General features: G+C 52.1%; 19 protein-coding genes. 9 read left to right on the top strand and 10 right to left on the bottom strand.

What is annotated here, in order from left to right; all coding sequences use genetic code 11:
- The first annotated feature begins 1 nt into the window (after position 1).
- Together PXG97_RS06830 and PXG97_RS06825 are read left to right on the top strand one after the other, a co-directional pair.
- Positions 2 to 1,495 carry a hypothetical protein gene (locus PXG97_RS06830; RefSeq protein ID WP_276497002.1) on the top strand — a complete coding sequence of 498 codons (1,494 nt, stop codon included), beginning with the start codon at positions 2 to 4 and terminating at the stop codon, positions 1,493 to 1,495.
- A 37-nt stretch (positions 1,496 to 1,532) separates the two neighbouring features.
- Complete coding sequence (locus PXG97_RS06825; RefSeq protein WP_276497001.1) at positions 1,533 to 2,867, top strand: MFS transporter; 1,335 nt, start codon at positions 1,533 to 1,535, stop codon at positions 2,865 to 2,867.
- Between the two features lie 113 nt (positions 2,868 to 2,980).
- Here the strand turns inward: PXG97_RS06825 and PXG97_RS06820 are convergent, their stop codons facing one another.
- Both PXG97_RS06820 and PXG97_RS06815 read right to left on the bottom strand, forming a co-directional pair.
- Positions 2,981 to 4,642 (bottom strand): amidohydrolase, encoded by a 1,662-nt coding sequence (locus PXG97_RS06820; RefSeq protein WP_276497000.1) that lies wholly within the window; start codon positions 4,640 to 4,642, stop codon positions 2,981 to 2,983.
- A 9-nt stretch (positions 4,643 to 4,651) separates the two neighbouring features.
- Positions 4,652 to 5,425 (bottom strand): AMP nucleosidase, encoded by a 774-nt coding sequence (locus PXG97_RS06815; RefSeq protein ID WP_276496999.1) that lies wholly within the window; start codon positions 5,423 to 5,425, stop codon positions 4,652 to 4,654.
- A 90-nt stretch (positions 5,426 to 5,515) separates the two neighbouring features.
- Between PXG97_RS06815 and PXG97_RS06810 the strand changes: the two genes are divergently transcribed.
- Positions 5,516 to 5,965, top strand: a complete 450-nt coding sequence (locus PXG97_RS06810; RefSeq protein ID WP_276496998.1) for a type I restriction enzyme HsdR N-terminal domain-containing protein — start codon at positions 5,516 to 5,518, stop codon at positions 5,963 to 5,965.
- 185 nt (positions 5,966 to 6,150) lie between these two features.
- Here PXG97_RS06810 and PXG97_RS06805 read toward each other — a convergent pair whose 3' ends face one another.
- The 3 genes from PXG97_RS06805 to PXG97_RS06795 all read right to left on the bottom strand — a co-directional run bounded on the left by PXG97_RS06805 (position 6,151) and on the right by PXG97_RS06795 (position 10,369).
- A complete protein-coding gene (locus tag PXG97_RS06805; RefSeq protein ID WP_276496997.1) occupies positions 6,151 to 8,025 on the bottom strand; it encodes an LTA synthase family protein in 1,875 nt (624 codons plus the stop codon).
- 131 nt (positions 8,026 to 8,156) lie between these two features.
- Entirely contained in the window at positions 8,157 to 9,269 is a 1,113-nt protein-coding gene (ald, locus tag PXG97_RS06800; RefSeq protein WP_276496996.1) for an alanine dehydrogenase, read from the bottom strand.
- A gap of 227 nt (positions 9,270 to 9,496) precedes the next feature.
- Positions 9,497 to 10,369 carry a DUF1573 domain-containing protein gene (locus PXG97_RS06795; protein WP_276496995.1) on the bottom strand — a complete coding sequence of 291 codons (873 nt, stop codon included), beginning with the start codon at positions 10,367 to 10,369 and terminating at the stop codon, positions 9,497 to 9,499.
- A 112-nt stretch (positions 10,370 to 10,481) separates the two neighbouring features.
- On the opposite strand from PXG97_RS06795, the gene PXG97_RS06790 reads away from it, so the two are divergent.
- Positions 10,482 to 12,890, top strand: a complete 2,409-nt coding sequence (locus tag PXG97_RS06790; protein ID WP_276496994.1) for an alpha-ketoacid dehydrogenase subunit alpha/beta — start codon at positions 10,482 to 10,484, stop codon at positions 12,888 to 12,890.
- 139 nt (positions 12,891 to 13,029) lie between these two features.
- On the opposite strand, the gene PXG97_RS06785 is transcribed toward PXG97_RS06790, so the two are convergent.
- The 3 genes from PXG97_RS06785 to PXG97_RS06775 all read right to left on the bottom strand — a co-directional run bounded on the left by PXG97_RS06785 (position 13,030) and on the right by PXG97_RS06775 (position 16,039).
- Positions 13,030 to 14,289, bottom strand: coding sequence for a serine hydrolase domain-containing protein (locus tag PXG97_RS06785; RefSeq protein WP_276496993.1), 1,260 nt, complete (start codon positions 14,287 to 14,289; stop codon positions 13,030 to 13,032).
- A 127-nt stretch (positions 14,290 to 14,416) separates the two neighbouring features.
- Complete coding sequence (locus tag PXG97_RS06780; RefSeq protein ID WP_276496992.1) at positions 14,417 to 15,412, bottom strand: hypothetical protein; 996 nt, start codon at positions 15,410 to 15,412, stop codon at positions 14,417 to 14,419.
- Positions 15,413 to 15,496: 84 nt separating this feature from the next.
- Positions 15,497 to 16,039 carry a hypothetical protein gene (locus PXG97_RS06775; RefSeq protein WP_276496991.1) on the bottom strand — a complete coding sequence of 181 codons (543 nt, stop codon included), beginning with the start codon at positions 16,037 to 16,039 and terminating at the stop codon, positions 15,497 to 15,499.
- A gap of 69 nt (positions 16,040 to 16,108) precedes the next feature.
- Between PXG97_RS06775 and PXG97_RS06770 the strand changes: the two genes are divergently transcribed.
- Positions 16,109 to 17,104 (top strand): acyl-CoA synthetase family protein, encoded by a 996-nt coding sequence (locus tag PXG97_RS06770; protein WP_276496990.1) that lies wholly within the window; start codon positions 16,109 to 16,111, stop codon positions 17,102 to 17,104.
- A gap of 34 nt (positions 17,105 to 17,138) precedes the next feature.
- Positions 17,139 to 18,053, top strand: coding sequence for a zinc-dependent peptidase (locus tag PXG97_RS06765; protein ID WP_276496989.1), 915 nt, complete (start codon positions 17,139 to 17,141; stop codon positions 18,051 to 18,053).
- 835 nt (positions 18,054 to 18,888) lie between these two features.
- Here PXG97_RS06765 and PXG97_RS06760 read toward each other — a convergent pair.
- Complete coding sequence (locus tag PXG97_RS06760) at positions 18,889 to 20,055, bottom strand: sigma-54-dependent transcriptional regulator (RefSeq protein WP_276496988.1); 1,167 nt, start codon at positions 20,053 to 20,055, stop codon at positions 18,889 to 18,891.
- 153 nt (positions 20,056 to 20,208) lie between these two features.
- Positions 20,209 to 20,676, bottom strand: coding sequence for a DUF4126 family protein (locus PXG97_RS06755; protein WP_276496987.1), 468 nt, complete (start codon positions 20,674 to 20,676; stop codon positions 20,209 to 20,211).
- 297 nt (positions 20,677 to 20,973) lie between these two features.
- On the opposite strand from PXG97_RS06755, the gene PXG97_RS06750 reads away from it, so the two are divergent.
- The 3 genes from PXG97_RS06750 to PXG97_RS06740 are packed head-to-tail and all read left to right on the top strand — an operon-like array spanning position 20,974 to position 23,631.
- The gene (locus PXG97_RS06750; RefSeq protein ID WP_276496986.1) at positions 20,974 to 21,789 is read left to right on the top strand and encodes an MlaE family ABC transporter permease; all 816 of its coding nucleotides are present in this window, start codon (positions 20,974 to 20,976) and stop codon (positions 21,787 to 21,789) included.
- A 9-nt stretch (positions 21,790 to 21,798) separates the two neighbouring features.
- Entirely contained in the window at positions 21,799 to 22,572 is a 774-nt protein-coding gene (locus PXG97_RS06745; protein WP_276496985.1) for an ABC transporter ATP-binding protein, read from the top strand.
- A 9-nt stretch (positions 22,573 to 22,581) separates the two neighbouring features.
- The gene (locus tag PXG97_RS06740; RefSeq protein WP_338088599.1) at positions 22,582 to 23,631 is read left to right on the top strand and encodes an MlaD family protein; all 1,050 of its coding nucleotides are present in this window, start codon (positions 22,582 to 22,584) and stop codon (positions 23,629 to 23,631) included.
- The last annotated feature ends 34 nt before the right edge of the window (positions 23,632 to 23,665 follow it).

The following is a 23,665-nucleotide window of genomic DNA, read 5'->3' as shown; positions in this document are numbered from 1 at the left end:
AATGAAGGATCTGCAAAGGCTGGTCAAGATAATAGATGCTTACAGCCCCACTGCAACCCCCTTGCTGAACCTGCAGGATGAGAGTATTCTGGAGACAAAGCTATTTAACCTACTGAAGGAGGAAGCGGTCTTATCAGACGAAGAGGTAGCCAGGCAGATTTACAAGGATGATAAGTCTGCTAGTAGTAGCTTTCGGATGCTAAAGTCCCGGTTTAAGAAGAAGTTGTATAATCACCTACACTTCCTAAAAGTACCGGAGGCTCAATACCATACGATCTCCAATGCCGTTTATGCCTGTGCCACCCAATTTGCAGAGGTCAAGGCATTGATAATGTTTTCTGACTTCAAAGCAGCCCTGAAGCTTCTTGAACAGGTGCATGTTATCACTATCGAATATGAACTGACGACCCAGGAAGTCCTGGTGCTTGAAAACATAACGGCCTTGTATGCAGACTTAAATGAAGAGGCAGAGTATAACCAATACTTGCATTTACTGGAGCAAGCATACCGCAAGCAAGAGCAGGAGCGAAAAGCGCAGCTGCTGTTCAACAAAGTAATGTTTCTTTTCAAAAAGAATACCGCTCAGAGGAGCAAGCACCTGCAGACATCTTTAAGTGTTTTGCAGCAACTCGAGGGACTGTGGCAAGAAAGTGCGTCCTCCTCTATATTCAGTCTTCTACACAAGCTGCAGATATTCTATTTTGAACAGCTGGGCCAGTATGACAAGATAGCAAGTGCAGTACAAGAGGCTGATCTTCTGCTTTCAGAAGGGAAAATCAACAGGCACTGGTACAGAACCAAGTACTATGGTTTTGTTTTGGTTTACGCCTTGCTGCAGTGTCGCCAGTACGAGGAAGGCCTAAGGCTGGCAAAGGAGAAGGAGGAAGGAATTGCAAGGGAGTCTCATAATTGGTTTGCCTTCAGAGAAAACTACATATTGCTCGCCCTGCACAGCAAAAAGTATGCGTTAGTTGCAGACTTACTCGCTGAAGCGTTTCGGAATCACCACTTCCGGAAAATTCTGCTGGAGAGCCAGGAGCGATACGAACTATTAAGGAGGTTCCATGCGTTGGTAGCGGCTCCGAACAGAGCGGAACAGCCGGAGCTTTTAAAACCAATTGTACAGGAGTTCAAGCTTCTCCCCAAAGACAAATCCGGCTTTAACCTGGCGCTGCTGGTGCTGGACGTGCTGGAGAAGCTCTCCTGCGGGGAGCTGGACGACCTGGAGCCGCAGGCCGAGCGGGTGCGCAAGTACACCCAGAAGTACCTGAAGGGGGAGAAGGCCGAGCGCCCACGCCTGTTCCTGCGCCTGCTCCTGCTGGCGCTGACGAAGCAAGGCGCGGCCCTGGTAAGAGAGCAGGGGCAGAAGCTGCTGGAGAGGCTGAAGGGTACACCCCTGCCGGGAGATGCCTTCGCCGAGGTCGAGATTGTACCGTACGAGCACTTGTGGGAACTGGTGCTAAAAGTGCTGGAGCAGCGGCAGCAAATGCAGTAGTTGTGCTGGCTGTGCTGATTTTTTACTACATTTCAGGATGCAAAAGAACAACCCCACTGTTACCCGGGCCTGGTGCTTCTACGACTGGGCCAATTCTGTTTACTCACTTGTTATCACGTCAACTATATTCCCAATATACTTTAGCGCAGTAGCCAGGAAGCCGGACGGAACCTCTGTGGTTGAATTCTTAGGTTTTACCCTTGACAGCTCCGTTCTGTTCACCTATGCTATTTCGGCGGCTTTTCTAATTATTGCTTTTCTAAGCCCTTTCCTAACGGCCATAGCTGACTACAGCGGGCGAAAGAAGCTTTTCCTGCAGCTGTTCTGTTACCTGGGTTCGCTTTCCTGCGCAGGCTTGTACTTCTTTACAGCAGAGACTTTCAATATCTCAGTCGTGCTTTTTGTGCTGGCTACGGTTGGCTTTAGCGGCAGTATCGTATTCTACAATGCTTACCTGCCCGAGATCGCTACCGAAGACCAGTACGACCGCTTAAGCGCGCGTGGTTTCTCCATGGGGTATGTGGGCAGCGTAATCCTGCTAATCTTTAACCTGGCCATGATCATGCAGCCGGCCTGGTTTGGCATTGCCGCTGATAATACCTCTCTTCCCCCGCGCATCGCTTTTCTGAGCACAGGCATCTGGTGGCTGGGCTTTGCGCAGTATACTTTTTACCACCTGCCGGGCAACGTGTACCAGCGCAAGCCACAGGGCAGCTGGATCCTGAACGGCTTTAAGGAACTGAAAAAGGTGCTGGACCAGGTAAAAGGGCTGCCGCTGCTCAAGCGCTTCCTGCTGGCCTACTTCTTCTACAATATGGGCGTGCAGACGGTGATGTACCTGGCGGCGATCTTTGGAGAGGTGGAGCTGCGCCTGCCAAGCGACGTATTGATTGTTACGATCCTCATTATCCAACTCGTGGCTATTGCCGGTGCCTATGCTTTTGCCAGGTTGTCGGAGAAGTATGGCAACGTGCGGGCGCTGATCGTGGCGGTGCTGATTTGGGTGGGCATTTGTATTGGGGCATACTTTACGCATGGGGAGCTGCAGTTTTATGCGCTGGCAGCCGTGGTGGGCTCGGTTATGGGCGGTATCCAGTCTTTGTCGCGCTCTACCTACTCCAAGCTGATTCCGGCCACTACCAAAGACCACGCCTCCTATTTTAGCTTTTACGACGTTACGGAGAAGGTTTCGATAGTACTGGGTACCTTCGCCTATGGTATGATCGCCCAGCTCACCGGCTCTATGCGCAACAGTATAATGGCGCTCATTACCTTCTTTATACTGGGGCTGATCTTCCTGTTCCTGATGCGAAGCAAGCGTTTACTCGACGCGCAGCCGGAGAGTGCGCATGCCCTTAGCGGCAATCAGTAAACGTTTTACTTGTGCCTGGCTCTATAAACAGAAAGTCCGCTGAAGTATGAACTCCAGCGGACTTTCTGTATAATGAAGTATAAGCACCCTTACTGAGGGGCTTAAGTATAAAGTTACTTCTTGTAAACCAGTTTCCCGTTCAGGTAAGTGCGCAGCACCTGTGTCTCGCGCATTTGCTCCGGTGCTACCGTCATCAGGTCGCGGTCTACAAGTATAAAATCGGCAAACTTACCGGGCTCTATACTTCCTTTCTCCTTCTCCTCAAAATTTGACTTGGCCGCCCAGATTGTCATGCCGCGCAGCGCCTCCTCACGGCTCAGGGCGTTCTCCGCCTGAAAGCCGCCTTCCGGCCAGTTTTTCGCATCCTGGCGTGCCACTGCCGAGTGGAAGGTGTAGAAAGGGTTTATACTTTCCACAGGGAAGTCGGTACCCAAGGCCAGGTAACCGTTCTGGTCCAGCAGCTCCTTGAACGGGTAGGCATGCTTCACGCGCTCCTTGCCCAACCTGTCGCCGGCCCAGTACATGTCTGAGGTGGCATGGGTTGGCTGCACCGATGGCACGATGTCATACTTGCCAAACTTCTCCATGTCGGCAGGGTTGATGATCTGCGAGTGCTCAATGCGCCAGCGCCTGTCGTTTTCACCGCCCAGCACCTCGCCATAGATATCGAGCAGCAGGCGGTTGGCCGAATCCCCGATAGCATGCGTGTTCATCTGGAAGTTATACTGGTGCAACTTCGCGGCAATGTCGCGGAACTCCTGCTCCGAGGCCAGCAGGAAGCCATAGTGGTTGTGCTTGTCCGAGTAAGGCTTCAGCAGGCTGGCGCCCCTTGAGCCAAGCGCGCCGTCGGAGTAGATCTTGAAGGAGCGCACGTTCAGCCTGTCGGTTTTGTATGGGCCATTCTTGAAGTAATGGTCCTGGTTCTCCTGCGTCGGGTTCAGCATGGCGTACACGCGCATCTGCAGCTCCCCCTTCTGGTGCATGTCGTCGATCAGGTCCACCGTGGCTTTGTCCAGGCCAGCGTCATCCACGGTAGTCAGGCCCACGGCAAAGGTGTTGGCCTCGGCGCTTTTCAGGGCCTGGCGGCTTTCCTCCTCCGTAGGGGCAGGTATTTTGGCCGATACCAGCTCAATAGCGTTGTCCACCAGGATACCGGTCATTTTTCCATTCTCTACCTCAACCAAGCCGCCCACCATTTTGGTTTGCGGGGTGATACCTGCCAAATCCAGCGCTTTCTGGTTAGCCAGGGCAGCATGCCCGTCGATGCGGGTGAGGATAACAGGCGTGTCGGGGAAGAGCAGGTCCAGCGTATCCTTTGTTGGGAACTCCTTCACCGGCCAGTCGTTCTGGTCCCAGCCGCGGCCCGTAATCCACTCGGTGTTCGGGAATTTCGCGCGCTGCTCCGTCACCTTCTGCACCACCTCCTTAAACGACTCCGTGTCCACCAGGTCTGCCGACTGCAGCGACAGGCCGTAGCGGTAGAAGTGTGCATGCGCATCGATAATGCCCGGGTAAATGGTCTTGCCCTCGGCATCGAGCTCTTCTGTGGCTTTATACTTTCCCCGGATCTCCTCCGATGTGCCAACCGCCACAACCTTACCGTCTTTCACAGCAAAGGCCTCGGCTTTGTCGAAGTTATCGTTTACGGTGTACACGTTGCCGTTGTACACGATCAGGTCAGCTGCCTCGGAGCCTGTTTGGGTGCTGGTGCAGCTGCCGAGCAGGGTGCCGCCCAACAGCAGGGCGGCGGCAAGGGTGCGTAGGTTTCTGGTCATGGTATGGTTTTATTCGAAGCGCATGTGCTTTACAGATTCTCCTGAGTTGATAAGTTCCAGCAGTGAGTCGATACCGATGCTCAGGTGCTTATCCACGTAGTTGGTGGTTACCAGCTTATCACTTTCAGATGTTTTCACACCTTCCGGGATCATCGGGTTGTCCGACACCAGCAGCAGGGCACCGTGCGGAATCTCGTTGATGAAGCCCACCGTAAAGATCGTTGCCGTTTCCATATCGATGCCCATGGCACGGATCTGGCGCAGGTAATCCTTAAAGTCCTCATCGTGCTCCCACACGCGGCGGTTGGTGGTATAGACGGTGCCAGTCCAGTAGTCCATTTCATGCTTCTTGATCATGGACGAAACGGCGCGCTGCAGGCGGAACGATGGCAGGGCAGGGATTTCCGGTGGCAAGTAATCGTCAGAGGTGCCTTCCCCGCGGATGGCCGCGATCGGAAGGATCAGGTCACCGATCTGTGTCTTGCGCTTCAGGCCGCCGCACTTGCCCAGGAACAGGGCAGCTTTCGGCTTGATGGCGGAGAGCAAGTCCATTACCGTGGCAGCCATGGCGCTGCCCATGCCAAAGTTGATGATGGTGATGTTGTTGGCTGTGGCAGTTTGCATCGGCTTGTCCAGTCCGTTTATCTCCACTCCGAAGCGGTCGGCAAACATACGTACGTAGTTGATAAAGTTGGTGAGCAGGATGTACTCGCCAAACTCGTCGAGTGGCACACCCGTGTAGCGCGGGAGCCAGTCGTTTACTATTTCCTCTTTGGTTTTCATGAGTTTATTGATTAGTTAGGTATAAAAAAACCGCCTTGGCAGCAGGGGCTACTGGGGCGGATGGCGCAGGAAAAATGGCTAAATTGCAGCATGGATGCACTCAATTTACCTCCTTTTGATTACAAAGTTACGAAATCAGGCGCTAATTATCTGATTTTTGACATACTTCGGCGCAAAAACGTAGTGCTGACGCCGGAGGAGTGGGTGCGCCAGCATTTTGTGCATTACCTCATCAACACGCTGGGTTACCCCAAAAGCCTCATCAGCATAGAGCGCGGCACCAGCTATAACAAACTGCAGAAGCGCACCGACCTGTGCATCTATAACCAGGAAGGCAAACCGCACCTGCTGCTAGAGTGCAAAGCCGCCCATATACCCATTACGCAGGAAGTTATAAAGCAGGTGTCTACTTACAACCAAACGCTCCGGGCAAAGTATGTGGTTATCTCCAACGGGCTGCAGCACTACTGCTGGCAGGTAGATTTCGAAAGCCGGCAGTATGAACCGCTGCCGGAGGTGCCGGGGTTTAGTTTTGAATGAGTGATTGAGTGGATGAGTGAATGTATAAACAGATCCATATTTCCTCGCTCGAGTTCCGTCACGCCAGGGTAATAAGAAATTTATACTTTACTGAAGTATAACCCGGCCAGAGGCCAGCCTTTATTTTACACCTGCGGGATACGAGCCGAAGCGCGAATTCATTCACTCCTTCAGAACTCACTCAATCACTCCTTCCAAAAGTATAGCTTGTTGCCCACCATGCCGTTGCGGAAGTACTGCACCTGCGCCTTCAGCAACTCGCCGGACTGCGGGGCAGGGGAGGCAGCAGGAGAGAGGTCGGGGAAAGTATAAAACTGCAGCGCATCGTCCTGCTTTAGCTCTGTTACCTCCTCCGGCTGCACCAGCAGGTAAGAGGTGCCGTTGTAAAGTATCGCCTGGCCTGTGTTGGCTGTGTCCAGCAGCGAGTGCCCGAAGGGCAGCAGCTTGTTTGTCGGGATGTTCAGGTAATCCACCACCGTGGCCGGGATATCGGCATGCTGGGCTACTTTGGCGGCGTTTGTACTTTGTAAATCCTTGTTTGGATGAAACAGCAGCAGCGGCACCCGGAAGTGGCCCAGCTCATTCTGGTAGGCCGTGTCTGTGCTTTTCTGTGTGTGGTCGGCGGTTAGTATAAACAGTGTGTTTTCATACCAGGGCTGCCGCGAAGCTGTCTTAAAAAACTGCCGCAGGGCATGGTCCGCATACCCGATCGACTCGTGGATCTCCAACTCCCCCTTTGGGAAGCGGCCTTTATACTTGTCGGGTATCGTATAAGGTTGATGTGAGCTGAGGGTAAATAGTGTAGCCATGAACGGCTGCGGGAACGTCGTGAGCTCTTTAGAGACGTACTGCAGGTAGGGCTCATCAAATATACCCCACTGCCCGTCAAAGTCCTGCTTGCGCAACTCGTTAGGATACTCGTCCAGCCCATAGTATTCCTGCACACCGGCGCGGGCAGCAAAATTGTTGAATCCCATGGAGCCGTTGGCTGCGCCATGGAACATGGCCGTGCGATACCCGGCCTCTTGCAGCAGCAGGCCCAGCCCATAAAATTTGTTGGCTTGGTAAGGGGAGGTAATGAACGGCTCCGGCATCAGCGACGGCACCCCTGCCAGTATGGAAGGCAAGGACTCGATAGACTTTCTGCCGTTGGCAAAGGCGTGCCGGAACAGCAGGCCTTCCTGGGCCAGCGAGTCGAGGAAAGGCGTATAGCCCTGGCCGTTGTTCAGTGCCCCCACATACTCTGCCGCAAAGCTCTCCAGGATAATGATTACCACATTTTCCTTCCTCGGCGCTTCAACAGGCTGGCTGTACTGCTGCGGGTTAAATTGCAGCGCGGCCAGCAGCTCTTCGTCGGAGCTGAAATAACGCTTCTCCTCCAGGGTAGTTTTGCCGATGCCCTTGATGAAAGTAAAAGGGCTGTTGAGGGTAAGATGGCCCAGGGCGGCGGGTTCCTGTATAAAGGCATGGCTCGGGCGCAACGGCTTCAGCTGCAGTCCGCCGCGGATGCCCAGCACCGCAAAACCGATAACCAGCAGCAGGCGCAACGTGCGCAGCCATACCTTTGGTGTAGGTGCCGGCAGGGCAGGGGCCTTAGGAAAAGCTTTTGCCAAGCCAATCACCAACAGCACAATGCCCAGCGCCAGGTACCAGTAATAGCCCAGCAGCTGCACGAGCTGGGTGGCAATGTCGTCCGTAATAGAGAGCAGCTCGTTGCTGGTGCGGCGGCCGATAAACTTGAAGAACTCCACATCCACCACCGCCAGGGCAATGAAGGGAGCGTTGCAAAGGATAAACACCCACTTCAGCACGCGCTGGTAAGCCGGGTGCAACGTGTTGCCTACCGGCAGCAGCGAGAGCAGAATGAACAGCCCGTTGACGATAAGCAAGGCCGCCAAGTCAAAACGCAAGCCGTGAACGAAGGCAAAAAGCAACTCGCCTGCGCCTGCCTCGGCAAAAGCAGCGTAATTAAATACATAAAAAAGCAGACGCAGCAGCGTGTAGAGCACCAGCAACAGGCCCAGGCGGCGCAGCATCAGTTTAAAAGCCGTATCGAACATCTTTGTTCTTTTTCAGAAGAAAGTATATGGCTGCCGCAGGTTTATACTTATCCGGGGCAGCGATCGGGCAAAAATAAGAGCGCCTTTCTGACAATGTCAAAAAGGCGCCCCGTTTTATCGTAATTTGGTTGTTACAGCACGTTCTCGGCAGGAACAAACTCCAGGCCAAACGCCTCTGCCACGCCTTGGTAAACCACCTTGCCCTGCACTACGTTCAGGCCTTTCAGCAGTTCCGCGTTGTCGGAGCAGGCTTTTTGCCACCCTTTGTTCGCGATCTGGATCGCGTAAGGCAGCGTAGCGTTGGTAAGGGCCAGCGTAGAAGTATAAGGCACGGCACCCGGCATGTTCGCCACGCAGTAGTGCACCACATCATCTATGATATAGGTAGGGTCCTGGTGCGTTGTCGGCTTGCATGTTTCGATACAGCCACCTTGGTCTACAGCTACGTCAACCACCACGGTGCCTGGGCGCATCTCCTTCAGCATGTCTCTGGTGATCAGGTGCGGAGCCTTGGCACCCGGGATAAGCACAGCACCGATGATCAGGTCGTGCGTTGGCAGCAGCTCGCGGATATTATACTCATTCGACATGAAGGTGTTCACGTTGGCTGGCATGATATCGTCCAGGTAACGCAGGCGCTGCAGGTTGTTGTCCAGGATGGTCACATCAGCACCCATGCCGGCAGCCATTTTCGCTGCGTTGGTACCTACCACACCGCCACCCAAGATCATAACCTTGGCAGGACGCACACCCGGTACGCCACCCAGCAGGATGCCACGGCCGCCCATTGGTTTCTCCAGGTACTTGGCACCTTCCTGCACCGACATACGGCCGGCCACCTCAGACATCGGCACCAGCAACGGCAGGCTTCTGTCTGCCTTCTCCACTGTCTCGTAAGCAAGGCAAACAGCCTTACGGTCGATCATGGCTCTTGTCAGCGGCTCGTGCGAGGCAAAGTGGAAGTATGTGAACAGCAACTGGTCTTCCTTGATCAGGCTGTACTCAGACTCGATCGGCTCTTTCACTTTGATGATCATCTCAGCGATGCCGTATACCTCCTCGATGCTTGGCAGGATAGTGGCGCCGGCAGACGTGTAATCATCGTCCATAAAGCCGCTGCCCTCACCGGCAGTAGACTGTACGTAGACGGTGTGGCCATTGCGCACCAATTCAATCACACCGGCAGGTGTTACACCCACACGGTTTTCATTATTCTTGATCTCCTTCGGAACACCAATTATCATGTCGCGATTAGTTTAAAAAGTAACAAGTTTTAAGTTTAGCTGCGCAAAGATACCATTAGTTTACAGAAATAAAATACTTCTGCCCCAATGCCGGGTAAAGGGTTGATAAAGAGGGTTTAAATGTAGCAGAACGGTGCAACGGCTGCGGGTGTTTGGGGAGGGGGTAAAATGAAAAAAGGCAGCGATAAAATCACTGCCATTAGTACAAAATAAAACTATGAAAAAAACTATCTGAAAGGTGTCGGCTGTGCGCCTTCCCTTAACATATCTTTAGATGCCTTTGCCTCTTTCGCTTCCACTACAGTTGCCTTCAGGGTAAGCTTTAGGTTTGGCATGATTAAATCATTTGAAAGAACGGTTACTACCTCGTTTTGCTCACCTAACATTGCCGGTGCGTACCTTAGTTCCAAAGTGGCTACCTCGCCGGCCTTTATTTCTGCCTTGGAGACCCGGTGCACTACACAATTGCAGGCACTCTTCACGCCTTGTATCACCAAGGGTTTGCGACCGGTGTTCCGGATCAGGAATCTGGCTACAACTTTTTGTCCTTTTTCAAGTTTTCCAAAGCTGTAGTTCGTGCTTCCGACTGCCAAACGCGGCGAGAGTGCCTTTTGTTCCTCATTAGGCGCTGAATTCAAATCTTTCGGTCCGACCTCGCCTTTAATGTACAAAACATGCTGCGGTTTCTCAGAGTTGTTCGATAAAACCGTGATACTTTTATGGAACGGGCCCGGCCGGCCCGATGAATTATACACAGCTGTAATCGTGCCAGTTTTGCCCGGCAAGATCGGCTCTTTTGTCCAGGAGGGGGTGGTGCAGCCGCAGGAAGCCTGCACACCGGGTATAACCACCGGCTCGTTTCCCTCGTTTCTCACCTTAAAAACATAGGTGGCCTGCGTGCCTTCTGCTATGGTGCCAAAGTCATGGGTTTCCTTTTCAAAGGTCAGTTTCCCTTGTGCCTTAGCCGTGTTGCACACAAATATAAAACACAGCAACGTTAATAGAAATAGCTTTCTTTTCATAAAATAAGGGAAGAAGCAATTTGCACCAAAATTCAGTTGATTCCGGTGCAAAACAAATATACAACTATCTTTTTTCAAACATAGCGTTTCCCCTTTTTGCTAGCCGCCCCCAGGGGCCTGCAAATTTGAATTTAGGGGAATCTTATGTACTTTTGATTGGAAAAAACACTATTGGTTTAATCGAGACGACATGCAAACCGCTGAAGCATCTATAACTCAAAGAATAACCTCCGAAGAAATATTAAATGATTACCGAATTGCCTGGGAGAGCCGCCAGGCCAGCCTCACCGGCCGCAAGGAAGTGTTCATGGGCAAGGCCAAGTTCGGAATCTTCGGGGATGGCAAGGAAGTGGCGCAGCTGGCCATGGCTAAGTTCTTTCGGAACGGCGATTTCCGCTCCGGCTACTACCGCGACCAGACCTTTATGTTTGCCATTGGGGAGCTGACGCTGCAGCAGTACTTTGCCCAGTTGTACGCCCACACCGATGTGGAGGCAGAGCCCTCTACGGCCGGCCGCGCCATGAACGGACACTTCGGCACCCGCTCTCTGGACGATGAGGGGCATTGGAAGAACCTGATGGAGCAGAAGAACTCCAGCTCTGATATATCCCCAACAGCAGCTCAGATGCCGCGCCTGGTAGGCCTGGCCTATGCCTCCAAACTGTACCGCCAGAACCCCGCCTTGCAGGGCATGAACAACTTCTCCGTAAACGGGAATGAGGTGGCCTTTGGCACCATCGGTAATGCCTCCACCTCTGAGGGTATGTTCTTTGAGGCCATCAACGCGGCGGGGGTGCTGCAGGTGCCGATGCTGGTGTCGGTTTGGGATGATGCCTATGGCATTTCGGTGCCAGCGGAGTACCAGACCACCAAGGGCAGCATTTCAGAGATATTGGCCGGTTTCCAGCGCAACGCAGAAGGGGAGCAGGGCTACGAGATATTTAAAGTGAAAGGCTGGGACTACGCCGCCCTTTGCGAGGCTTACGAGGCCGCCGTGCGCGTGTGCCGCGAGCAGCACGTGCCGGTGCTGGTGCATGTAGAGGAGGTGACGCAGCCGCAGGGGCACTCTACCTCCGGCTCGCACGAGCGCTACAAGTCTAAGGAGCGCCTGGACTGGGAGGCTGAGTACGACTGCCTAAAGAAGATGCGCGAGTGGATCCTGAGCAACGAGATTGCCACGGCCGAGCAACTGGACCAGATTGAGGCAGAGGCCAAAGAAGCTGTGAAAGTGGCCCGTGGCAATGCCTGGAACGAGTTTGCCACCGATATCAAGAAAGACCACGACGAGGCGCTGCGCCTACTAGACGGGCTGGCGAAGGAAAGTGAGCACATTACAGAGCTAGCCACTATCACGGAGGAGCTTCGCAAGACGCTGAACCCGATCCGCAGTGACGCAGTTAGAGCCGTGCGCAAGGCTTTGCGTTATGTGCGCGACGAGAGAAGCCTGGCCAAGCGAGAGCTGATCGAGTGGCTGGAGCAGATATTGGGCGAAAACGCTGACCGCTACAATTCTTACCTGTATAGTCAGTCTGAAGAGGCGGCGCTGCTGGTAGAGGAGGTAAAACCTGAGTTCGACGAGAACTCGCCGGTCGTAGACGGCCGCGAGGTGCTGCAGGCATGCTTCGACGCCATCCTTTCGCGCGACCCGCGCGTTTTCGCTATTGGCGAGGACGTGGGCTTTATCGGCGATGTGAACCAGGCCTTTGCCGGCCTGCAGGAGAAATACGGAGAGTTGCGCGTAACGGACACGGGTATCAGGGAGTGTACCATCATCGGGCAGGGGATAGGTGCCGCACTGCGCGGCCTGCGCCCCATCACCGAGATTCAGTACCTGGATTACCTGCTCTATGCTATTCAGATCCTGTCTGACGACGTGGCTTCGCTGCAGTACCGCACCAAAGGCGGGCAGAAGGCGCCGCTGATCGTGCGCACGCGTGGCCATCGTCTGGAAGGTATCTGGCACTCAGGTTCTCCTATTGGGATGATCCTGCACAGCATCCGGGGCATGCACGTGCTGGTGCCGCGCAACATGACGCAGGCAGCAGGCTTCTACAACACCTTGCTCAAATCCGACGAGCCGGCGCTGGTGATCGAGTGCCTCAACGGCTACCGCCTGAAAGAGCGCATCCCGAACAACATCGGGGAGTTTACCGTGCCGCTTGGCAAGCCGGAGATTCTAAGAGAGGGCACAGACATCACCATAGTGACGTATGGCTCTATGTGCCGCATCGTAATGGATGCTGCCCGCCAGTTGGAGGAGTTTGGTATCTCGGCTGAGGTGATCGACGTGCAGACACTGCTGCCGTTCGACGTGGAGCATATGATCACGGACTCCATCCGCAAGACCAACCGCGTGCTGTTTACTGATGAGGACGTGCCGGGTGGGGCATCCGCCTATATGATGCAACAGGTGGTGGATGAGCAGGGCGCCTGGAGATGGCTGGATTCTAAGCCACAATGCCTGTCAGCGCAGGCCCACCGCCCACCTTATGGCTCGGATGGCGACTATTTCTCAAAGCCAAACCCGGAAGATGTGTTCGAAACGGTTTATGAGATGTTGCGTGAGGCTGACCCCAAAGCTTTCCCTGCGATCTACTAAGTGTCAAGTATAAAGTATAGCTAAAAATTGAAAGTCCCCGGTAGCTGCGGCTGCCGGGGACTTTTTTATACTTGTATAGCAAGGTAACATCTGGGCTATGAAGCCTTTTGATGCTTTTTAACTGTTGTTGGGTGCGGTATTACTCCGTGGCTTTGCTCAAGCGGTCTAGTTTTAGATAATATTCATCTAGTAAATCATAAACGGCTTTCTGGTCTTTGCCTGATAAACTAGAATCCCAGTCTGTATTAACTATAAAGTACCTGCCCATCTTTTTGTCTTTGTAAAACCAGATCACTGAAAACATTCCTGGGTCGCCACCGGTATGCCCGAAATTCCCTGTAGAACCAAACCCCATGGTGATTCCCTTGTTATACTCGTCACTGTATTCACTGGCGCTCCGGTTAATGAAGTTTTCTGCCGTAAGCTGTGGTGTGAAGTACTCTTTGTAACTCTGCTCAGAAAGCAGGGTTCCATTACCATAGTACCCTTTCATGAGTTCCATAATATACTTACCCATGTCTGAGCTTGTGGCCAGCAATCCTCCGTCCGGATACCCCATAAGTGAATAGTAGGGATAAGGAGTTTGTTTATCCTGATACGTGGGGGAATAGTTTGAGAAATCAATCGCATCAAAACTCCAACCTGACGAATTCATCTTCAAAGGGCGCAAAATATACTGTGTAGTAAACTCCTCATAAGTAGTGCCTACTGCTTTCTCTAACACCAATGCGGCAAGAGATGTCCCAACATTAGAATACTCATAGATACTACCTGGCTTCGTTTTCGAAAACGCCTCTTCCGAATACCATTCTCCACCGGTATCAAGCAGGTTCTTTAAAAATTCTTCTAAGGTTATTTTAGTTGATGGAGGGTTAAACCTAGTTGGTGAAATGTCTATGTGAAGATTATGAACCAGATTGTTTGTGTCTCTTAGAATCACATTTCTGGTAAGGTACGCTTCTGTGTCTACTATAGAAGACGTGTGCGTTACCAGATGCCGGATAGTAATGGGAACCTCGGGGAACTCTGGGTTGAACACGTGGAAGGGTAAATATTTAGTGACCGGATCATCTAAGTTTAGTTTGCCTAATTCCTGTGCTTTAAGAATGGCAAGACCAATGATTGTCTTAGAGACTGAGGCAATGTTCTGAACCGTGTTTTCCGTATACCGGGCGCTTGTCTTAATGTTAGAGACCCCAAATCCGTTTTGGTACAATACCTCTTTGTCGTTGACTAAAGCTACCCCAAAGCCATTGAAAGTTGCTGTTTTACTTATTTGGGTCAGTTTCTCTGTCAACTCTTGTTGAGCTCGCACAAACTCCTTTGAGTGTTGGTTCTTCGTCGATTTACAGGAGATAGCTGCAAAAGAGACAACTAAAAGTACAAATAAGTGCTTCATATTTTTAGTAGAGCACATTCTCCTTTGAAGTCTCATATGGAAGTATTGCATCCTTACGGTTCTGCTAAAAAGTGTAGCTGTCCTTCAGGCAGCTATAATTTTTAGGTCTTGTTATACCTTGTTCTTCTTATAGTTTCTGCACCCAAGCCGCTGCATTATTTTCAATAGGCTCGGTAGAGTATTTATTTAGGAAATTTACTACAAAGTCTTTTTCGTTAGGAAGTGCGCCAGAGCTTAGAATTTCTTTAAGAGTAAGTAAGTCATTACCGCGCAATCTTTTCATGACCGATTTGTTGAAACCTGTTTTATCAAGAATTTTCAGAGTCAGAACAGCTTTGAACGGGTTTGGATTGTTAACCAGTTTCGGCAGCAAATCCATCTGCTTTTCCCATTTTACATTTCCATCTGGATTGCTCAAGTACTGGTTTAGCGCAATTTGGATATTACTGTCATGCCTTAACAGCAAGGGCAGGAAATCTAAAAAGTCTTTGCTTGTTTTGATGTAATGGCTGGCAATAAAGTTGGCTGCCTGCATTAATGAATCATTATTGGAAAAATAAAGTACAGCGAGCACATCTTGCTTCGTTAATTGCTCTGAACTTTTCTTATATACATCGTAAGCTTGAAATATTTTTTGCTTATCAAGCTGAATGCCATAGTCCTTAAATTCAGTCTCTAAACTATCAAATATACTGTCGACTTGGGGTGTGTTATTTTCTGCAAATGCTTTAAGGAAGAATGGCAGCTGTTGCTTTTCGTAAAACCCTAGGTCAGAAAGAAGGAGGGTACTCCACTTGCTTTTATCTATAGTTACCTTTTTTTTCTCTAACCCCTTATATACAGCTGTTGTCCTAAAATCAGGATTATGGCGGAGGGTAATTAAAACTTTACCCCTAAGAGGTATCTTGTTGCCATCTGGATAACCCATCTTTGTAAGGGATTGTTGACAAATGCCCTCTGGGTAACTTGTGATCTCTGTTAGAAAATTTTTCCTTGACTGTTCCTTTAACCCCCACACTTCAACATAGCTATACTTCTTTTCCACGTCAATTGTATCTGCCTTTGTCTGTGCAAATACAAAAGAAGTATGTATGATTAGCAATAGTAAGATTAAGCTTTTCATTTCTATGTGTTGAATTAGGCACAACTACCTCGAAAGCGTGAGCATACGGTTATTGGCACTATGTGCAAAGAAGCGTGAAGGATCTTACTGTCCCTGGAACAGCACCACATCGTCTGTGTACACCACGTTGCTTTGGTGCAGGGCGCGGTCGTAGATGTAGACTTCGAAGCGAACAGTGTCGCGGGTAGGGTAGCTTTCGGAGGTGAAGCTGGTAATGGTATAGCGGATTTCGCCCTCCAGGGCTTCTGCTTTGCCATCGCTGGAGAGCCGCGGGAAGCGGCCGTTGAAATTTACAAAGGTAGGCTGATAGGTGTTGCCGCGCTTCACCTGCATGTTCACGATAAAGTTATCATAGTACTGGGAACCGGAGTTAAAGGGCGGTTCGAAGTCGGGTCCGCTCTGCGAACCGTTTTCACCACGGCTCAGGCCCAGGTCGCCGTCGCCGTCCTGATAGTCCACCGCAATTACCAGCGAGTCGAAAACAACCCGATTCTTGGTATAAGTATACTGTTCCACCCTGTCAAACGTAATGGCAGGTATATCGCTGTAGTTTGGCTCTTCGCGGCAACCGCCCAGGGCAAGCGCCAGCACCAGCAGCAGGGGGCTATACTTTAGCATGTATTTCATGTGGAGTATCAGAAAATGAAGCTAAATTTACTAAATCAAACGCAGGAAATATAGCAATTGTTGTATTCAATGGAATTTAAAACCCAGCACGCCAGCATTCTGTGTCAGCAGGAACCTTTTGACTTTCTTTCTACGGCTTTGGCGCTGTTCCGTTTCCAGGCGCAGCACAACCCCATCTACCACGAATACGTGCAGAACCTGCACGTAAAACCGGAGGAGGTGCAAGCGCTGGAGCAGATTCCTTTTCTGCCAATAGAGTTCTTTAAAGAACAGAAAGTGGTGACAGGTGTGTTTAAGCCCGAGACAACTTTCTACAGCAGCGGCACGACCAAACAAGCCCGTAGCCGCCACCTGGTTTCCAGCCTTAACCTGTACCATCAGGTGTCGGAGCGTATCTTCGAGAGCTTCTACGGGCCGCTTCAGGAATATGTGGTGCTGGCGCTGCTGCCGTCTTACCTGGAGCAGGGCGGCTCCTCGCTGGTAGCCATGGTCGACCATTTTATAAGACGCACAGGGCAGCAGGAGGAGGGGTTTTACCTGCGGAACCATAGCCAGTTGCTGGAGGCGCTGCGGCAGGCCAGAGGGCGCGGCAAGAAAGTGCTGCTGATAGGCGTTTCCTACGCCCTGCTGGACCTAGCCAAGGAACTGCAGGGGCAGGAGGACTTCACAGGCGTCACCGTCATGGAAACCGGTGGTATGAAAGGGCGCCGCCGTGAGATGATCCGCGAGGAGCTGCATGCCCAGCTCATACAAGGGTTTAATGTGGCAGCCATCCACTCCGAGTACGGCATGACGGAGCTGCTCTCGCAGGGCTACTCCAAAGGCGAAGGCATTTTCTGGCCCGGCTATACCATGCGTCTTCTGCTGCGCGATGTGAACGACCCCTTCGACATGAGCGGTAGCGTGCGCAGTGGCGGCATCAACGTAGTTGATCTGGCTAATATAGACTCCTGCGCTTTTATCGAGACAAAAGACATTGGCCGCCTGCACCCCAACGGCAGCTTTGAAGTACTGGGGCGCTTCGATAACTCAGATATCCGGGGCTGCAATTTGCTGGTGGGATAGCATCTAAAAGTATAGAACACCGTTTAAACTGCCCATGGGATACCTTGCCTTTATACTTTTTGTAGCCGTTATCGGCTTTGTTTTTTACCGCTGGGCCACCCGGCACAAGCGCCGCCGCAGGCAGGTGTTGGCATCGGAGTTTCCGGCGGAGTGGCGCAAGATCCTGCAGGACCGCGTGGGCTTTTACCATACCTTAAAGTCCGAGGAGGAGAGGCAGCGGTTTGAGAAAATGCTGCAGCTGTTTTTGTCTGAAAAGCGCATCACAGGCATAGATGTAGTGATAGACGACTTAACCAAGGTGTTGGTCGCTTCCAGCGCCATTATTCCTATCTTCGGCTTTCGCGATTGGGAGTATCGCCACTTGGGCGAGGTGTTGGTGTTCCCGGGAAGTATAAAAAAGTACAAAGACGAGAAAAGCGAGGCGGTGAGCGAGGTGCTCGGACGCGTGAACCCGTTTCAGAACGACCACTACGTTACCCTCTCCAAACCTGCCCTGGAGCAAGGCTTTAACGATATGGCCGACCGCAAAAACGTGGGCATCCATGAGTTTGCCCATATGCTGGATCAGGCAGACGGGGAGATAGATGGCACGCCAGCCGCCTATTTGCCTGAAGAGCTCGTGCAGCCATGGCAGGAGCTGATGTACCGTAAAATACGGAAGATCCAGCAAGGCAAGTCTGACATAGACAGTTATGGTGCTACCAGCGAGGCTGAGTTTTTTGCCGTGGTTACCGAGTACTTTTTTGAGAAGCCGGAGCAATTGGCTGAAAAGCACCCGAAGCTTTACGAACTGCTCACAGAAGTTTTCGATCAGAACCCCAAACGCCGCTTCCGGCTAAACTTCAGAGAGCTGTTAAACCCGTACGGCAAGCGCCTCGGCCGCAACGAGCCCTGCCCCTGCGGCAGCGGCAAAAAGTATAAACACTGTTGTATGCTTAAGCGGAAGTAGTGTAATGATTTGATGCTTTAGATCTGTATTATGTGATGATGTTGCGTCTATGACTCGACTGCCTTGCAAAGCCATACTTTATACTTGGGCTATACTTTATACTTCTCAGGCGCAAGCGTCCGCTTGTGCCTGTGTCTAGCCGCTGCTCCTGCTGCCTGAACTAAGTTATACTTCCCGCTAGCTCGTACTTTCCCTATCGCTACTGCTTCCTGTAGCTTGAACCAGGCTGTCCTTACTAGCTACTGTTCATCCAGTCTTACAAGCCTACAGTTGCATCTCCTATTTTCTGCTCTCCAGCCCGAGAGGGCTCGTCTTCGGGCATCGCGCTATCTACATTTCCTTTGCTGTCGCAATGCCCTTACGGGCACCGGAAATCTAGAAGGCGCTCAACCCAAAGACTGGGATCAGATTCGATAGCCAGCGCTGACGGAGCTTGAACCAAGCTCCCTCTCCTGTTTTTAGGAGAGGGCTGGGGAGAGGTGTATTCCCCTCCTGGGAGGGGCTGGGGGTGGGTTTATATTTTTGCTGATGTTACTCCAACAGCCATGAAACTGATGCATGACCCAAGGCAGCTACTGAGTTCCCCTCCTTAGACAAGGAGGGGCAGGGGTGGTTGGACCCGGTGTTGCAGTATACCCTCCTCTGAACTAGCCAGCACGCGATCTAGGAGCTATTGAGCGTAGCTCTGAGGTGCATTCATACTTGTGCATTAAGTTCAAGGAAGGATTATTTTCAATTACATGGTATTACAGCCAATTAGTGGGCAAGTATGCAACAGGCCCCGGCAAAAGCTTTTGCCGGGGCCTGTTCTGTTAACTTTCAATTTCATTTTAGCTTAAGCAACTACCGGTCTGGCGTAGGCTTTGGCGTCTTCGGCCGTAATTTCTGAGCCACTCATGATCACGAGGCGCTCCACGACGTTGCGCAGCTCACGCACGTTGCCGCGCCAGTCCAGGCCTTGCAGGTACTCCAGCGCCTCCTGCGTAATGGTTTTAGGCTTGTTGCCGTAGTCGTTAGCAATGTCGTTGAGAAACTTCTGCACCAGGTCCGGGATATCTTCGCGGCGTTCGTTCAGCGGCGGCACATGTATCAGAATCACGCCCAGACGGTGGTACAGGTCTTCGCGGAAGTTTCTGGCTTCAATCTCCTCCAGCAGGTTTTTGTTGGTGGCAGCCACTACCCGCACGTCCACCTGAATATCCTTGTCGCCGCCCACACGCGTGATTTTGTGCTCCTGCAGTGCGCGCAGCACTTTGGCCTGTGCCGAGAGACTCATGTCGCCCACCTCATCCAGGAACAAAGTGCCGCCGTTGGCCTGCTCAAACTTGCCGATGCGCTGTTTCACAGCAGAGGTAAAAGAGCCCTTCTCATGCCCAAAAAGCTCGCTCTCGATAAGCTCGCTTGGGATAGCGGCGCAGTTTACCTCAATCAACGGCCCTTGGGCGCGGTTGCTGTGCTCGTGGATAGCGCGGGCCACCAGTTCCTTGCCCGATCCGTTCGGACCCGTGATCAGCACGCGTGCATCGGTAGGAGCTACTTTCTCAATAGCCTGCTTCACGCGGCCAAGGGCAGGGGAGGCACCTACCATCTCGTAAGTCTTGGATATCTTCTTCTTCAGGATCTTGGTTTCCGTCACCAGGTTTGATTTGTCCAGGGCGTTACGTACCGTCACCAGCAGGCGGTTTAGGTCTGGTGGTTTTTGCAGAAAGTCGTAAGCGCCCTTTTTGGTGGCATCCACGGCCGTGTCTATGGTACCGTGGGCGGATATCATGATAAAGGGCGTGTCAGGTGTTTGCTCCATGGCTTTCTCCAGCACCTCAATGCCATCCATACCGGGCATTTTAATATCGCAGAGCACCACATCATACTTGGATTTGCTGAGCAGCTGCAGGCCTTTCTCGCCGTCCTCCGCCTCGTCCACGTTATAGTTCTCGAACTCCAGGATCTCCTTAAGGGTGCTTCGGATGGCCCTTTCGTCGTCTATGATCAATATTTTGGGCATAGTTTTATTTTAAATGTCTGCTTAAGTATAGCTATTTCGCGGCCCCTTGTCAAGGTGGCTGCAGCACTTTTACGCGAAGTATAACGTGCCGGGTAACTTGTTTGCTATACTTCTCTGTGCAGAAGCAGCAATGTAAGTATAAATATAATCTAATTACGCCTTTGCCGCCTGCAGGCCGCCGGTTAAAACCAGGGCATCCTCCAGGGCGCCGATCACCGGATCAGCCAGGCTGGTTTTTTCACAGAGCGTTTTACGGAGGTAGAAACTGGCATAGGTAGCCGCTACAGCCGCCGCTGCACCTAGGGCGGCTCCTTCAGCAAGGCTCCTGTGCCTGCTGCCATATACAGCAGCGCCCACCACCGCTCCGGAGGCTGCCCGCATCAGCAGCGACGACACCACCGTGCGGTCCGGCGCGGCGGGAAGTTTATCGCCCAGCAGCTCGGTGGCGGCGAGCCCGGCAAGCGTGTTGGCTACGTACTTGTTTTGCAGGAACCTGAGCGGGGTGTTGGCCAATGCCCCGTTTTTTTGGTCCAGCAGGACGTGGCTCAACAGGGCTGGGGCGGATAAGCTGCGCATGCCTGCCAGCGCACCCATGGCTAGCGCTTTATACAGTACTTTCATTTGTCTCGTCTTAAATTTTTGTAAAACATACACCCGTGTACGGCTAAGGTGGCATGCCGGCTGCGTAAGGATGGCGCCTGCATGTGGCACGTTACTTTGCCCCTCCTCTTGCTGCGCATGCCCCTGCAACAAATAATAAACAAGCAATGGCTAAACACAGTTTGGTGCAAAAGGCGTATAGGTATAGCTACAATGCAAAGAAAATAATTAACCTTTGCCTATATTAAAAATACTTAATTTAGCTATTCGTTACGTACACGTGGTTAGTCCACGGGAAAATCTGTATAAGAACTTTTAATGGAGTTAAAGGATAACAAGGCTGACACGGAAAGAAAGCGACAGTATTTTGTATCGCGCAGGATAGACCGCATCTTTCTGGAGCTGTACAAGGTGTATGCTTTCCATGTCCGCTTTTTTAAGGAGGTGTTTGTGCCGCCTTACGAGTTTAGGGAGGTGATAAGGCAGTGTTACGAGGTCGGTGTCAGGTCGCTGCCGCTCATCTCGCTCACGGGCTTTATCATCGGTATCGTGTTCACTAACCAGTCCAGGCCCTCGCTGGCGGAGTTTGGCGCCACTTCGTGGCTGCCCTCGCTGGTGTCTATCGCTATTGTGCGGGCGCTGGCGCCGCTGGTAACGGCTATCATTGCGGCCGGTCGTGTGGGTTCCAACATTGGCGCCGAACTGGGGTCGATGCGGGTAACCGAGCAGATCGATGCTATGGAGGTATCGGCCACTAATCCGTTTAACTTTCTGGTGGTGACACGGGTGCTGGCCACCACTTTTATGGTGCCGGCCCTAGCCCTGTACACGATTTTCGTGGCGCTGATGGGAGCCTACCTAAACGTGAACCAGAACGAGCTGACAAGCTTCACCACCTATATTACGCAGGTGTTTGAGGCCATCACTTTCCTCGATGTGTTCTCGTCCATCATCAAGACCTTCATTTTTGGGTTTACGATAGGCATGGTGGGCTGCTACAAGGGCTACTACTCCTCTAAAGGAACAGAAGGGGTGGGCAAGGCAGCCAACTCGTCGGTGGTAACAGCTATGTTCCTGGTGTTTATTGAGGAACTGTTGGCCTTGCAGGTGATCAACCTGTTCAGGGCGATGTAAACAGAGTGTATGAAGAAGATCAATCCAAACATAAATTACGATAGCAAGGTAATTGAGATCAGGGGGCTGAAAAAGGCCTTTGATGATTTTGAGGTGCTGAAAGGCGTGGACCTGGACCTCTACCAGGGCGAGAACCTGGTGGTGCTGGGACGCTCGGGCACGGGTAAATCAGTGCTTATTAAGATCATCTCTGGCTTGCTGAGCCCCGACGAGGGCCTGGTGAGGGTACTTGGCGAGGAGGTGGACAAGCTAAAAGCAAAAGACCTGGACCAGCTGCGCCTGAAAGTAGGCTTCTCCTTCCAGAACAGTGCCTTGTATGACAGCATGACCGTGTATGAGAACCTAGAGTTCCCGCTGATCCGGCACGAAAAGCACATGACCCGGGCTGAGCGCGACGAGCTGATCCATTTTGTGCTGGACGCTGTGGGGCTGATGCAGACGATCAACCAAATGCCATCAGAGCTTTCCGGAGGGCAGCGCAAGCGCATTGGTATTGCCCGCACGCTTATTCTTAAGCCGGAGATCATGCTCTATGACGAGCCCACGGCTGGCCTCGACCCGATCACCTGCATCGAGATCAACGCCCTGATCAATGAGGTGCAGGAAAGGTTTAACACATCCGCCATCATCATCACCCACGACCTTACCTGCGCCCGTGCCGTGGGCGACCGCGTGGTGATGCTGCTCGACGGGCAGTTTCAGCGGGAAGGCACTTTTGAGGAAGTGTTTGACTCGGATGATGAGCGGGTGAAGATGTTTTATGACTATAACTTTGTTAAATAAAGTATAAAAATGGCAGAAAATAAGCGTTCCATCATGGTCGGCATCTTTGTCCTGATCGCCATCGTGATCTTTGTGATAGGTATACTGACGCTGGGAGGACAGCAAAAGCGCTTTATCGAGAGTATTACAGTAAGTACTGTGTTTGATGATGTGGAAGGACTGAAGGTGGGAAACAACGTGTGGTTTTCCGGCGTGAAGGTAGGTACAGTAAAAGGGATAAACTTTTATGGTGAGTCGCAGGTGCAGGTGGTCATGAGCATTGAGCAGGAGGCGCAGAAGTACATCCGCCAGAACTCCAAGGCACGCATCAGCTCCGAGAGCCTTATCGGCAACCGCATTATCGAGATTTTTGGCGGCACCCCATCCGCGCCGCCTGTGCAGGATGGCGCGTTGTTGGCCTCCGAGGCGAACCTGAACACCGATGACATTATGAAGACGCTGCAGGAAAACAACCGGAACCTGGCTACCATTACCGGCAACTTCAGCGAGATTAGTGAGCGGTTGGTGCAAGGTAAGGGAACCGTGGGTACCCTCCTGACGGACTCAACGCTGGCACAGGATTTCAAAAGTATGGTGGCCAGCCTGGAGAACACCTCCCGCAACGCTGTGCGCGCCTCCCGCGACCTGAGCCGTTTCACCAGCAAATTAAACACCCAAGGCAGCCTGGCAAACGAGCTGCTGACGGATACAACTGTCTTCAACAGCCTGGAGCAGTCGATGGCGGAGTTGGAGAAGGCCACGCAGTCGGCCACGCAAATGGCGCAGAACCTGGAGCAGGCCAGCAGCAAGTTTAACAACGATAATAACGCGGTGGGGGTGCTGCTGAACGACCCGAACTTTGCCCGCCAGCTGCAGAACACCATGGAGAACCTGGAAACCAGCTCGCAGAAGTTCGACGAGAACATGGAGGCGCTGCAAAGCAACTTCCTGCTGCGAGGCTTCTTCAGGAAAAGGGAGAAGGAGCAGCGTAAAGCCGCCGAGGAGGCCAGCGAGCAGCAGCCAACGGAACAGCAGCAACAGTTGCCTGCTCAACAGCCCGCTGAGAAAGAGATGAAGTAAGTATAAAAGCTGGCCCTAGCCAGCTTTTATAGTT

Source organism: Pontibacter litorisediminis (genome assembly GCF_029360645.1).
GTDB lineage: Bacteria > Bacteroidota > Bacteroidia > Cytophagales > Hymenobacteraceae > Pontibacter > Pontibacter litorisediminis.
Note: the sequence above shows the minus strand (reverse complement) of the source record. Positions and strands in the feature narration are given on the sequence as shown.